Below are 12972 nucleotides of genomic sequence, written 5' to 3'. Positions count from 1 at the left end.
TTACCGTAACCTGCAGGTTCTGGACGATATTAAACGTGTGTATATTCGTTCTCGGGTAGAAGTAAGGTAAAATGCTGTTGTTCATGTAACACCCCGTATATTTGAGATCGTAGTAAAATACGTCTTGCCCAGTTCAGATGCGGCTTAATTTCATTCATTTTGTTGTAGTATTCGCTCTTGAATACTCCACGGCTGCCATCGTTGCTCTCTACAATGCTTAGTGCATCCACATATTCCTCATGCATCACTGTATACATGGCCTGCACGGGTCTTAGATGGGAAGGATGAATAATCGTCTTACCGACAATCCCGTTTTCTTTATCCAGAATCACTTCACGGATCAAGCCGTCCATGGCGCTGGAATTATAATTGCGCTGCATCTCCCGGCCCTGCCTGCCGAAGGCATCCTCAAAGGCAGTCTGACGCAGCTGCGGGCGGAGCCCCTGCTGTCTTTTGCCGGCAAAATACTCCCAGACCGGTCCTGAAATGACATACCCCTCATCCACCCGGCCAAAGACATTAATAATGTCCGATATACAGTCGCGGATCGGCATCAAATCATAAATGCTGATATCTGGACTGCGGCGCAATCCGAACAGACTGGAAAAATCAGTCGCTCCGATTCGGACATTCAGCACATAATCACGGTAGTCGCCAAGCAAATTACGGATGGCCAGCAAGCTGTCCGTCCGGGTCTCCCGGTAAATAATCGGGGCGCTTTCCAGAATCGGCATGCCATACAGCACAGGGGCAAGATAGCTGCGTGAGCTGTTATAATCGGCAATCGCCTCAAAGTACTCCACACCATTGTCCACTGAGAACTTGGGGAAGACAAAACCAGTGAGCATTGTAATAAACGATCCCAGCCGGAAAATCAGCTTCTGCAGCTGCTCTGGATTGCGGACGCGGATAAATAGCAGGGGAAGACTATTTCGGGGATCAGGCTCATTCTCGGCATAAGCCGACAAAAAGGAAAGATGCCTTACCACTGACTCTTCAGCGTAATCAACCTCTCCATCGCCTATCGCATCCTCCAGATCAATTATGACCGTCACCAGCCCCGCAGCTCTGAGCTTCAGAATATCCTCAGCCACAGTGGACCGGGTAGCCGGCATATAGAGGGCGGCCCCAACAGCGTAAGCCAGCAGTTCCTTGCTTGTAGTATGGTTAAATGAAACAGGCGGAGAGTAGAATAATGACGTTTCTTGCTCTTGCGTCAGGTAATCGAAGTATCTCAAAGGCCTTCCCCCTTATAGTTTTGCAAAGCGGAGCAAAACAAATAGCCTCTCCTTATAGAGAGCTGCAGAACCGGCTATGCCGTCCTCTCGGGGACGGCTTCCGGCTCTCTCAAATACAAGCAAAGGCCATGCTATTCCATATACGATTACCCGGGATAAAAGGGAGTCTCACCTTCCCTGTGAGGGTCCTCTTTATCCTATGAAACCTTGAAATTACGCGTTTCTGTTCATTTCTTTCTTTTTCTTTCCGGAACTGTACAGAATGGTCCCCACAAAGACCGCAATCAGAATAGTGAAGAAAATGAAATGCGGCATTTCAAATCCGAACGCTCCAGCAAGCATTTTGCCTGCAATCAGGGCAATTAACAGGAACGCCGTCTGCTCCAGTTCAGGGAACTTTGCAATGAGCTTCAGGAACACCTGCGCCACACCCCGCATCATCAGCACGCCGAGGATACCGCCCAAGAAAAGTACCCAGACTTTGTCGCTCAACCCGAAGGCAGCTACCACGCTGTCAATACTGAACGCAATATCCATCAATTCAACCAGCAGTACAGTTTTCCAGAAAGAGGTGCCTTTGTGTTCTTTCCCTTCTTCACCTTCGCCGGATTCATTTCGCTTGAATAATCCTTTATAAGCGATATAAAAGAGATATAATGCCCCAAGGACTTTGACGAGCGTAAACTTAATCAGGAATGTCCCTAATCCGATCGCCAGGAATCTAAAGAGGTAAGCTCCCAATATCCCGTAAAACAACGCCTTCTTCTGCTGTTCTTTCGGCAAATGCTTAACCATTACCGCAAGCACAAGCGCATTATCTGCCGATAGCAGCCCTTCGAGCAAAATCAAGCTCCCGATAATCCCCCAGCTGACCGGGTCAGAGAGCGTTCCTACAATGTCGCTCCAAGAGAAAAAGTGCCCATAATTCTCGCTGATACTTCTAAAAAAATCACTGAACCAATCCATTTTGCTTGCGCCTCCGGAAAAATTAAATTATTTACTACCCGCTACCCAGCGCAGTCCCCAGCCATAGGCCTGATCCATCTCCTGATGGCCGCTGAAATATTGCACAAGCCGTTCAATGCTGAATGTATCGCCTACGTTCCGGATCAATGCAATAGCGCACATGCCCTTCCGGTTGTTATGCTCGTCCAGATTCACAATAATCTCCGGACCCCCAGCCTGAGTGATGGTGACAACTCCATCGGCTTCAGACCAGTGCGTAACCCCCTTGTAAATAAATGAAAAGATTAAAATTCGTTCTATTTCCGCAAGCTTACTTCCGTTTATACGCAAGTTCTCGCCGGATGTTACGGTGCCTGTCCGGTCATCGCCATCGAGCACCACATAAGGCGGCTGCTGAAGATTTCCAAAAGCATTTCCCAGCGCTTGAACGACTCCTTTGCGGCCATTCTTCAACTCGTACAGGCAAGCGAGATCCAAATCCACGCCCCCTTTACGGCTGAACAACCCACCGCCTTGCTTCTGATTCCAATTCAGATTGATGAGCACTTCTCCAAGACCGGCAGCTGATTTCTTCAAATTTATGGAATCGCCCTTTTTCTTCAGCTCAATCTTCTTGAGATTGAGATTCAGAGGCGGCACAGAAGCCTCTTCAATCTTCGGTGGTGCAGGCGGTACAACTGGCGGAATACTCCGGGATTCTTGCACAGGCGGTACGGATGGCCGTACCATTTCCGGTGCAGGACCTTTCTGCGGTTCATGGAGTTCAGGAACCGGATCATCTTCGACCTCAATTCCATAGTTAGCGCACAAGGCTTTAAGTCCGCCGTTAAATCCAGCCACAATAGCACTGAATTTCCACTCACCGCCATATCTATATAATTCTCCTACTACAACAGCTGTTTCCACAGAGAAATGATTTTCAAGATTACAGCGCAAAATCTCCATACCCGTCGCCCGATCCAGAATCCGGCAATGGGCCTCGCTCATCTGCCCGAACATTTGATTGCGGTTTTCGCCATCGTACAGTGTAATTGCAAATGCAATCCTCATCGTCTGAGCAGGAATGGTATCCAGCTCGATTTCAAAGTGTTTAAGACCGCTTGATTTGGTACCGGCTACATCCTTATATCTGATGTACGCCGTAGATGGATTGTTGTAAAAGATCAGATCTTCATCGCTACGCACTTTGGCTTGTTCTCCAAGCAAAAATGCAGAGGCATCAATTTCCATAGAGGACGGAGCCTGCCAGCCAATCTCCACGATAATAGAGCGAAGCCCGGGATTTGCTTTGGTCAGGTCTGCCTTCTGGCCCTTAACCACTTCAATATTCATTCTTAAGCCACCTTTGTAAATGGATAAGAGTATAAAAAGGGCAGGATCGAAGAGATCCCGCCTTTCAAGCCTTTGAAGCTGTTATTGCGCGTCCAGTCCATAGTTTCTGCATAGAGCACTTAGGCCGCCGGCAAATCCGCTTCCAATTGCCTGGAATTTCCAATCGGCACCATGCCGGTAGAATTCACAGAATACAACAGCTGTCTCCGTTGAGAAATCTTCACCCAAATCATATCGCAGCACTTCGCGATCGCTGGAAGCGTCCACGACACGAACAAATGCATTGGACACCTGTCCAAAGTTCTGTGCCCGTGCATCACAATCATAGATCGTTACCGTGATCCCGATACGCTGAATATGTGCAGGAACTTTGCTGAAATCAACAATGATCTGCTCGTCATCCCCGTCGCCCTCTCCTGTACGGTTATCCCCCGTATAGGTTAAGGAGCCTGCGCCGCCGGTCGGATTATTGTAGAATACAAAGTCGTCCGCCCCTTTGGCCTTGCCGTCTTCATGCAGCAGGAACGCTGAAGCATCCAGGTCAAAATCCTTGCCGCCACTGTATTTGTTCGTATCCCAGCCGAGTCCCACCACTACCTTCGTCAGACCCGGATTAGTCTTGGTAAGATCGATCCGTTGTCCTTTAGAAAGACTGATCGTCACTGGCATCAACCCTCTTTCGTGAATGGTTTCATCTAAGGTCTAGATGTCTAGGTTGGCTGCAGTAAATTTTATTGCAGTCCGTAATCGCGTGTCAGACCGGCAAGACCGTCTTTGTAGCCTGCGCCGATAGCATTAAATTTCCACTCTGCGCCGTGACGGTACAGTTCACCAACTACCACGCCCGTTTCAACGGAGAAATCTTCACCAAGGTCGAAGCGGATCAGCTCCTCATTGTTCTCCTCGTTGACGATACGCACATAAGAACGGGATACTTGTCCAAAGTTCTGGCTTCTGGACTCCGCTTCATAAATGGTAATGGTAAAAGCAACCTTCTCCACATCAGCAGGGATGTTCTTCAGATCCACTTCAATCACTTCATCATCGCCATCACCTTCACCGGTACGGTTATCGCCGGCATGAACAACGGAAGCATTCTCATTCTGCTTATTGTTGAAGAAGATGAAGTTGCTTTCTTTCCCAACTTTACCTGCAGCATTTGTCAGAAAGACGGAAACGTCGAGGTCAAAATCCTTGCCGCCATCGTATTTGTTGGTATCCCAGCCGAGGCCGACTTTGATTTTGGACAATCCCGGATTGCTTTTAGTCAAATCGATCTTTTGCCCTTTGGATAAATTAATTGCCATAGTTATTAAACCTTCTTTCCGAAATTAGATTTAAATGTATCGTTCAGCCAATTGATTGATATGTGCGGCATGAGCACCTTCACCGATTGCGGCAAATTTCCATTCTTCGCCGTGCCGGTAAAGCTCTCCACAAATCAGCGCCGTAAAGCCTGTGTAATTGTCGGTCAGATTAAACCGGATCAGCTCGGTATTTCCGGCAGCATTGATAATGCGGATATACGCCGATTTGATCATGCCGAAATCCTGCTTGCGGTTCACGGCATCATAAATGTTAACTACTACAAGTACCTTGTGCACATCGGAAGGGATCGCCTTCAGATTGACATTAATTTGCTCATCGTCCCCGTCACCATCACCCGTCAGGTTATCCCCGGAATGAACAACGGAATTGTTCGGATTCTGCTTGTTGTGAAAGCATACCAAATTCATCTTGCTGGTCAGCTTACCATTCTCGCTCAGCAGCAGCGCCGAAGCGTCGCAGTCCACATTCGCCTGTTTCTTCGCACCGAAGAACCCGCGGGCAGGTTCGGCAGGGTCCCAGCCCAAACCTACAATAACGTTAGCCAGCCCGGCATTTCCTTTAGTTAAATCAATCTTCTGTCCTTTTACCAAATTAATTCCAGCCAACTTTACGTACCTCCGTTTCCGAAAAGAATCACAGCCTGTAAGTCTAGCATTTTGGATGTTATACCACTCATACGGAAAAAAACCCAATCCGTTTCATCCGATTAGTGGATATTTGTTCCTGTTTTAGAGACTGAATTCGCTTGGGCTTAGTCCCAGTACACTGCAGATATTCCGCACAACCGCTTTCTCATGCTCATCAAAATCACCGTCTGCTGCACCGATAGCCGAACACACACCAACAATTACGCGTCCAATTTCCGGCTTGCTGCTGAATTTAGCAATAGCTTTGAGTGCTTCCTGTTTGCCGATTTCCGGGGAAAACTCAAAATTGCTTACGTAGAAATTGAACTGGGCAATGACATCTCTCATGTCAAACACTTTTAGTTCATTGCTGAGATTCATATACCCCGCCATTTTGTTCTTTTCGGTTTCTTCAATCTTGCCATCAGCCGCCGCAACCAGCGCGCAGCCTGCAACTACCGCGTTCATGAAATCTTTATTTTTAAATTTCTTAACTTGTTCCGTTAACCCGCTCTTTGTTGTATTCAACCAATTTTTAAATGTGCTCATCGTATTCTCCTTCTATCATTATAGAGTATGATAAATAAAGATATCCCAGAGCCTCCTCTCCTTCTATTCGACAGATATTCTTAGTATTTGTCGATCCGTAAGTTTACTATTCTAATATAACCGATAGAAAAACAATATTCTAGTTTGCCACAATTTCACAGTACTTTCGACAAAAATTCCTTAGTTCTTTCATGTGAAGGATTGCCAAACAACTGTTCCGGAATACCCTCCTCAACCACCACGCCCTGTTCCATAAAAAGTACACGATCGCCTACTTCGCGCGCAAAACCCATCTCATGCGTGACTACAACCATAGTCATACCTTCGCGGGCCAGTTCCTTCATTACCGCCAGCACCTCACCGACCATTTCCGGGTCCAGCGCCGATGTCGGCTCATCGAAGAGCATGATCTTCGGTTCCATCGCCAGCGCCCGGGCAATTGCGACCCGCTGGGCCTGCCCGCCCGACAGGGATGCCGGATACATTTCCGCCTTCTCGCTTAAGCCGACCTTTTGCAGCAGTTCCAGCGCCTTCTGCCGCGCTTTGTCCGCAGGCCATTTACGAACCTGCATCGGGGCCAGCATAATGTTCTCAATGACCTTCTTGTGCGGAAACAAATTAAATTGCTGAAACACCATGCCAACCTCTGTACGGATATCGTTAATTCTTGTACTTTTGGCCATCAAGGAAGTTCCTTCAATGATGACATCACCCTCTTGCGGCTCCTCCAGCAGATTAAGGCAGCGTAAAAAGGTCGATTTTCCCGAACCCGATGGCCCGATTACCACCACAACCTCCCGGCCGTGGATATCCACGTTAATATCGGTCAGCACCTGATGGGCACCGAATGATTTATGTAAATGCCGTACCGAAATAATAGGCGTCATATAAGGTTACACCTTCCGTTCAATATAATTGAGCAGCTTGCTGAGTGAATAGGTAAGAATGAAATAGATAAAGGCAGCGGTCAAATAAGGCTCCCATATCCGCAAGTATTGGCCTTTCATCGTATTGCTCCAGTACATAATCTCTGGTGCGGCAATAAGCGCAAGCAAGGAGGAATCCTTGACCAGGACAATAAATTCATTCCCGAACGCCGGAACCATCCGTTTGATCGCCTGCGGCAGAATGATAAAACGCATCGCCTGCCATTTGCTCATTCCAAGCGACAACGCGGCTTCCCGCTGCCCAGGATCGATCGACTGGATACCGGCACGAAAAATCTCGGCGGAATAGGCGGCAGAATTCAGCGAAAGCGCGACAAATGAGGTCATCAGGACGTTGGTCGTGCCGTAAAAAAGTGGAATTACCCCAAAATGCACGATCAGGATCTGTACATACAGCGGTGTGCCACGAAAGAAGTTAATATAGGAATGGAACGGCCAGCGGAAATACCATTTCGGAGCCATTTTGCCAAAGCCCATCCCCAAGCCCAGGATCGAGCCGCAAAGAATAGATACAATAGATACTCCAATTGTGAATAACGTTCCCTTCAGTAAGACCGGCAAATAATGAACGATGATGTCGAATCTGAAGTCCATAGAATTCTTCCCTTCTCTTCTGCTCTAAATTTCAAAAAAAGAAGCATGCGCAATAGCAATCATTACGCACGCTTTGTCGTCTCCCTGCTTGCTTACTCCGCGCTAAGAAGAGTGGCTGTATCCGGTTCTTCCCCGAACCAGGTTTTGTAGATCTCGGCATACTTCCCGTTCTCTATAACAGTTTTGATTGCCGGATCCAGTTTGGCTTTCCACTCACTGCCCTTAGGGTACAGAATGCCGTAATATTCGGAACCAAAGTTCTCCTTATCGAGGATGCCCGTTACTTTTTCTTTCGGATTGTTCTTAATGTATTCATTCACGATGGCGATATCAGCCACCACCGCGTCGGCTCCGCCGCCTTTCAGTTCCATCAGCGCTACCGCATTGCTTTCAAAACGTCTCAGCTTGGTGTTGTCGACCCCCATAATCCCGCTCATCAGATCATCGGCCGTTGTAGCCCCTTGTACCGCTACGGTTTTATCTTTCAGGTCCAGCGCATTCTTAATGTCACTGCCCTCTTTAACCATAATCATATTAGTGGATTCAAAGTAGGGGATAGAGTAGTCATAGGTTTCCTTGCGTTCGTCCGTAATGGATACCGAGGATAGACCTGCCTGATATTCCGTGCCCTGCTTCACACTGGAAAGCATCGTGTCCCATCCCGTATTCGTCACTGTATAATCGATACCCGCTTCTTCCATAACCGCCTTGATGAAATCAATGTCAAAACCCTTGATCGTATCCGTGTCCATATACTCCATTGGCGCGTAGCTGGCGTCACTTGCGAATTTGATCGACTCTCCTGCCACATCTCCGCTTTTGGCGTTATTGTTGGAACCACAGCCCACCATAGACAAGACCAAAAATGCTACCAACGCTGACATTGCCCACTTTTTTCTGATCCCCATTTTCCAATCCCCCACTCATTTTGTAAAATACTTAAGGAGATTTTAACAGATCACTGTGGTGATGACAATTAACTTTTCTCAAATGTGTAATGTTATATAACACTAAATTCATAGATTGTAACATTTATCGCTAGACACGACCCTCTTATCTCCCATGAACATGCCATCAAAGCAAAAAAGACACGGCCAAGAGATCATAATCCTCCCTGGCAGTGCCTTATTATTCCATGTTATATACTTCTGTTCGATTATTCCTTAAAAGGTTAAGTCCCCATCATACGAAGATATCATTCTGTACAGCTCCGGACGGCGGTCCCGGAAAATGCCCCACTCAATCCGGCCCACTTCCAACGCATCCAGATCGAATTCGCTGACCAGTACCGTCTGCTCATCCCGCCCGGCTTCGACGATTTTGTTGCCCTGCGGGCCGGCAATGAACGAGGAGCCGTAGAAGTTAATGCTGGAATCCTCATCAATTTCCTCGCCGATCCGGTTGGAGGCCACGACAGGAATCAGATTCGCCGCCGCATGGCCCAGCATGCAGGTCTGCCAGTGATCTTTGGAATCAATGGATCCGTCCTGCGGTTCTGAACCGATGGCTGTCGGATAGAACAGAATCTCCGCGCCCATTAGACTCATGACTCTGGCGGCTTCCGGGTACCACTGGTCCCAGCAGACGCCGACACCGATCTTGGCATAGCGGGTATTCCATACCTTAAACCCGGTATCCCCCGGATTGAAATAGAATTTCTCTTCATAGCCGGGACCGTCAGGAATATGGCTCTTGCGGTATTTGCCCAGCACCGTGCCGTCGGCATCAATTACCGCCAGCGAGTTGTAACGGGCATAGTTCTTTTTCTCGTAGAAACTGATCGGCAGCACGACTTGCAGCTCTTTGGCCACAGCCTTGAAATGATTCACTGCTTTATTCTGCTCCAGCTCAGTAGCGTAGACGTAATAATCAGATTTCTCCTTCTGGCAGAAATACGGGGTTTCGAACAGCTCCTGCAGCAAAATAATCTGCGCGCCTTGAGCCGCTGCTTCTCTGACCAGACTGTCAGCCTTGCGAATATTCTCATCAATGTCGCCGGAACAGCTCATTTGTGTAGCGGCTACTTTTACTTTTCTCATGATTCTGTCCTCCCTAGCGAGTAAATTACTTTGCAGCAGGCATCTGTTGGGTCGTGCAGTGCACGTTTCCGCCTTCGCCGATGACCGCCATACCGTTTACCGTACGGATTCTGCGGTCCGGGAATAAGGCAGCCAGACTCTGCTCCGCCAGCTTATCTGTCTCGGAAGCCGTCCCGCCGAATATCGGCAGTATAATGCCGCCGTTGACGAAATAGAAATTCAAATAGCTAAGCGTCAGGCGGCTGTCCTCATAGTCCACACGGGGCGGCTGCTGAATCTGGATAATCTCCAGCTTCCGGCCTTTGGCATCCACCGCATTCTCCAGAATACGGAGATTCTCCTGAGTGATGCCGAAGTTCTCATCCTGCGGGTCGCCGCAGACCTGAATGATGACTTTGCCCGGAGCGGCGAAGCAGGCAATATTATCTACATGGCCGTCAGTCTCGTCACCGCTGAGGCCGCGCTTCAGCCAGATGATCGACTCGGTGCCGGTATATTTCCGTACATATTCTTCAATGTCTGCCCGGCCCAGCTCCGGATTGCGGTTCGTGTTCAGCAGACATTCCTCCGTGGTGATCAGTGTGCCTTCACCATCGGTATGGATAGAGCCGCCTTCCATTACCAGCGGTGCGTCAAAACGTTTCATCTTCAGCTGCTCCAGAATTTGCGGAGCCACCTCATCATCCAGATCCCACGGCGAATATTTGCCGCCCCAGGCGTTAAATTTCCAGTTCACACCGGCGAGCACGCCGTCTTCACCTAGAACAAACGTCGGCCCGTTATCACGCAGCCAGGCGTCATTATGCCGGATCGGCAGCAGCGTTACATTCGCCCCGAGTTCCAGTTCCTCTACCATCCCCAGATCGTCCGGATTGACAACTACGGTAACCGGCTCGAACTCAGCAATGGCACGGATGATTTCGGCATAGCCGTCACAAACGGATTTATGGTTGTCCGGAAAAACCATGGACGCCTGAACCGGCCAGGAGATGAAGGTCCGCTCATGCTTGCCCCATTCCGCCGGCATTGTATAGTTCATATCTTTAGGATACATTTGTTGTTTACCTCTGCTGTTTATATTTGAAGCGGGAAGATCCCTGAAAGCTCCTTACCCATCATACAATAAACCGTCATTACGCTCAATGCCGCGCAGAATAAGGTCACCCTACAGTTTGAGATGCTTAACGACGTTGCCCGTAAAATCTTTAACCGTGAACTCCCCGTTCTCAAGAATTCCGTAGGAATTCGGGTTATTCTTTTTTGGCAGCGAGATTGAGCCTGGATTCAGCACATAGATGCCTTCTTTTATATCGGCTACCGGCAGATGGGTATGTCCTTGGATAAATACATCTCCTTCAGCAAGTGCAGGCAAATGGTCAATGCTGAAGCCATGCCCGTGAGTGGCATAGATTTTCCGGCCTTCGTGGAGAATCAATACATAATCCCCCATCATCGGGAACTCCAGCAGCATCTGATCCACCTCGGCATCGCAGTTACCTCTAACAGCCACCAGAGATTTCCCGTACGCGTTAAGCTTCGCTGCGACTCCCTGGGGATTATAACCGTCCGGCAGTGGATTTCTCGGACCGTGATATAAGAAGTCCCCCAGAATCACTAGCGTATGCGGCTGCTCCTCCTCTACTTTTGCCAAAGCCTGCTCCAGCCAAAATAACGACCCATGAATATCGGAAATAAACATCAGCTTCATCGTATAATCTCCCTTTCTGTTTAACCCGTTTAAATAGCTTATCTTTTATCTTAACTTTCCTTGGCCCCGGAACGCAAAGCGGACGCCCCGCCGGGACGTCCACATGAAGCACCTATCCAAGATATACTTAAGGCAAATTGGAGGCTCCCATCAGGAAGCGGTCGACTTCGCGTGCAGCCTGGCGTCCCTCATTAATTGCCCAGACCACAAGACTCTGGCCGCGGCGGATGTCTCCTGCGGCAAATACACCCTCGACGTTAGTCGCCTGCGCACCGAATTCCGCTTTGGCGTTGGAGCGTTCATCACGTTCTATCCCAAGCTCATTCAGCACCGTTTCTTCCGGACCGGTGAAACCCAGCGCCAGCAGCACCAGCTGTGCCTTAATTACCTCTTCGCTGCCCGGAACTTCTACCGGAACCATCCGGCCCTGCTCATTGCGCGTCCATTCGATGCGCACCGTGTGCAGCTCCTGCACATGTCCGCCGTCATCACCAACAAAACGTTTCGTGGAAACGAGGTAACGGCGCGGATCTTCCTTATACAAAGCAGCGGCTTCCTGCTGGCCGTAGTCCACTTTGAGTACTTTTGGCCATTCCGGCCAAGGATTGTTGGATTGGCGGGTCAATGGAGACTGTGGCATAATTTCCAGTTGGATGACACTGCGGCAGCCGTGCCGGATCGAGGTAGCTACACAGTCGGTGCCGGTGTCTCCGCCCCCAATCACAACTACATCCTTGCCGGCCGCAGACAAATATTCACCGTCAGCCAAATCAGAGTCAAGCAGACTTTTCGTACTCAGCGTCAGAAATTCCATCGCCTGATGGATTCCCCGAAGCTCGCGGCCTTCCAGCGGAAGATCGCGGGCTTGTGTCGAGCCGCTGCAGAGCACGACAGCATCATTATCTTCCTTGAGCTGCGAAGCAGTAATGTCTCTGCCGATTTCGGTCCGGGTTACAAAGGTAATGCCTTCCGCCGCCAGCAAATCCACCCGCCGCTGCACGGTTTTTTTATCCAGCTTCATGTTCGGAATGCCGTAGGTTAGCAGACCTCCGATCCGGTCAGCCCGTTCATATACGGTTACACTATGGCCTGCTTTGTTAAGCTGTGCGGCACAGGCAAGGCCGGCCGGTCCGGAGCCGACTACGGCTACTTTTTTGCCCGTACGGGTCAAAGGCGGCTCGGGAACAATCCAGCCCTCGGTGAATCCTCTATCTACAATCGACTTTTCAATGGATTTAATCGTTACGGGATTACCATGAAGGCCCACGGTACAGGCACCTTCACAAGGAGCCGGACACACGCGTCCTGTAAATTCAGGAAAGTTATTGGTCTTGTGCAGCCGTTTCAGCGCAACTTCCCAATTGCCGCGGTAGACCATGTCATTCCATTCCGGAATGAGATTATGAAGCGGACAGCCGGAGGCCATCCCGGACAGCAGCCGTCCTACATGGCAGAACGGTGTTCCGCAATCCATGCAGCGCGCTCCCTGCTCCCGCAGCTTCTCCTCTTCCAGGGGCACCGAAAATTCATTCCAGTTCTTAATCCGTTCTAAAGGCTCACACTCCGCAGGAGTCTGCCGCTGATATTCCAAAAATCCGGTTGCTTTACCCATTCCTGTCATCCTCCGAGTCTCTCTGATTGACC

Annotated in this window: 14 protein-coding genes; all 14 read right to left on the bottom strand. The window is 49.3% G+C overall.

Going from position 1 to position 12972, the window contains the following annotated elements:
- Positions 1-29: 29 nt before the first annotated feature.
- A complete protein-coding gene (locus NSS79_RS01835) occupies positions 30-1238 on the bottom strand; it encodes an HpcH/HpaI aldolase/citrate lyase family protein (protein ID WP_340895291.1) in 1209 nt (402 codons plus the stop codon).
- A 213-nt stretch (positions 1239-1451) separates the two neighbouring features.
- On the bottom strand, positions 1452-2204 hold the full coding sequence (locus NSS79_RS01830) for a TerC family protein (protein ID WP_038585053.1): 753 nt from the start codon (positions 2202-2204) through the stop codon (positions 1452-1454).
- 27 nt (positions 2205-2231) lie between these two features.
- Complete coding sequence (locus tag NSS79_RS01825) at positions 2232-3536, bottom strand: TerD family protein (protein ID WP_342438059.1); 1305 nt, start codon at positions 3534-3536, stop codon at positions 2232-2234.
- Positions 3537-3617: 81 nt separating this feature from the next.
- The gene (locus NSS79_RS01820) at positions 3618-4199 is read right to left on the bottom strand and encodes a TerD family protein (protein ID WP_038585047.1); all 582 of its coding nucleotides are present in this window, start codon (positions 4197-4199) and stop codon (positions 3618-3620) included.
- A gap of 68 nt (positions 4200-4267) precedes the next feature.
- The gene (locus tag NSS79_RS01815) at positions 4268-4843 is read right to left on the bottom strand and encodes a TerD family protein (protein WP_038585044.1); all 576 of its coding nucleotides are present in this window, start codon (positions 4841-4843) and stop codon (positions 4268-4270) included.
- A gap of 30 nt (positions 4844-4873) precedes the next feature.
- Entirely contained in the window at positions 4874-5470 is a 597-nt protein-coding gene (locus NSS79_RS01810) for a TerD family protein (RefSeq protein WP_342438058.1), read from the bottom strand.
- A 123-nt stretch (positions 5471-5593) separates the two neighbouring features.
- Positions 5594-6040, bottom strand: a complete 447-nt coding sequence (locus NSS79_RS01805; protein ID WP_076111584.1) for a tellurite resistance TerB family protein — start codon at positions 6038-6040, stop codon at positions 5594-5596.
- 155 nt (positions 6041-6195) lie between these two features.
- On the bottom strand, positions 6196-6918 hold the full coding sequence (locus NSS79_RS01800; protein ID WP_342440284.1) for an amino acid ABC transporter ATP-binding protein: 723 nt from the start codon (positions 6916-6918) through the stop codon (positions 6196-6198).
- A gap of 15 nt (positions 6919-6933) precedes the next feature.
- Positions 6934-7581 carry an amino acid ABC transporter permease gene (locus NSS79_RS01795; RefSeq protein WP_038585035.1) on the bottom strand — a complete coding sequence of 216 codons (648 nt, stop codon included), beginning with the start codon at positions 7579-7581 and terminating at the stop codon, positions 6934-6936.
- A 92-nt stretch (positions 7582-7673) separates the two neighbouring features.
- Positions 7674-8489 carry a transporter substrate-binding domain-containing protein gene (locus NSS79_RS01790; protein ID WP_342438057.1) on the bottom strand — a complete coding sequence of 272 codons (816 nt, stop codon included), beginning with the start codon at positions 8487-8489 and terminating at the stop codon, positions 7674-7676.
- 255 nt (positions 8490-8744) lie between these two features.
- Positions 8745-9620, bottom strand: coding sequence for an N-carbamoylputrescine amidase (gene aguB / locus NSS79_RS01785; protein WP_038585030.1), 876 nt, complete (start codon positions 9618-9620; stop codon positions 8745-8747).
- Between the two features lie 25 nt (positions 9621-9645).
- A complete protein-coding gene (locus NSS79_RS01780) occupies positions 9646-10674 on the bottom strand; it encodes an agmatine deiminase family protein (RefSeq protein ID WP_340895302.1) in 1029 nt (342 codons plus the stop codon).
- Positions 10675-10785: 111 nt separating this feature from the next.
- Positions 10786-11328 carry a phosphodiesterase gene (yfcE, locus tag NSS79_RS01775; protein ID WP_340895304.1) on the bottom strand — a complete coding sequence of 181 codons (543 nt, stop codon included), beginning with the start codon at positions 11326-11328 and terminating at the stop codon, positions 10786-10788.
- Between the two features lie 127 nt (positions 11329-11455).
- The gene (locus tag NSS79_RS01770) at positions 11456-12940 is read right to left on the bottom strand and encodes a glutamate synthase subunit beta (protein WP_342438056.1); all 1485 of its coding nucleotides are present in this window, start codon (positions 12938-12940) and stop codon (positions 11456-11458) included.
- Positions 12941-12972: the final 32 nt, after the last annotated feature.

This window comes from Paenibacillus sp. FSL L8-0436 (genome assembly GCF_038593025.1).
Classification (GTDB): domain Bacteria; phylum Bacillota; class Bacilli; order Paenibacillales; family Paenibacillaceae; genus Paenibacillus_AQ.
The sequence above is the reverse complement of the archived record's forward strand: the minus strand, read 5'-3'. Positions and strand labels throughout refer to the sequence as shown.

Bases quoted from the DNA above. Each gene is read 5' to 3' on its own strand.
- yfcE (WP_340895304.1), bottom strand. From the start codon at position 11,328: ATGAAGCTGATGTTTATTTCCGATATTCATGGGTCGTTATTTTGGCTG.
- NSS79_RS01790 (WP_342438057.1), bottom strand. From the start codon at position 8,489: ATGGGGATCAGAAAAAAGTGGGCAATGTCAGCGTTGGTAGCATTTTTG.
- aguB (WP_038585030.1), bottom strand. From the start codon at position 9,620: ATGAGAAAAGTAAAAGTAGCCGCTACACAAATGAGCTGTTCCGGCGAC.
- NSS79_RS01805 (WP_076111584.1), bottom strand. From the start codon at position 6,040: ATGAGCACATTTAAAAATTGGTTGAATACAACAAAGAGCGGGTTAACG.
- NSS79_RS01825 (WP_342438059.1), bottom strand. From the start codon at position 3,536: ATGAATATTGAAGTGGTTAAGGGCCAGAAGGCAGACCTGACCAAAGCA.
- NSS79_RS01830 (WP_038585053.1), bottom strand. From the start codon at position 2,204: ATGGATTGGTTCAGTGATTTTTTTAGAAGTATCAGCGAGAATTATGGG.
- NSS79_RS01770 (WP_342438056.1), bottom strand. From the start codon at position 12,940: ATGGGTAAAGCAACCGGATTTTTGGAATATCAGCGGCAGACTCCTGCG.
- NSS79_RS01795 (WP_038585035.1), bottom strand. From the start codon at position 7,581: ATGGACTTCAGATTCGACATCATCGTTCATTATTTGCCGGTCTTACTG.
- NSS79_RS01815 (WP_038585044.1), bottom strand. From the start codon at position 4,843: ATGGCAATTAATTTATCCAAAGGGCAAAAGATCGATTTGACTAAAAGC.
- NSS79_RS01780 (WP_340895302.1), bottom strand. From the start codon at position 10,674: ATGTATCCTAAAGATATGAACTATACAATGCCGGCGGAATGGGGCAAG.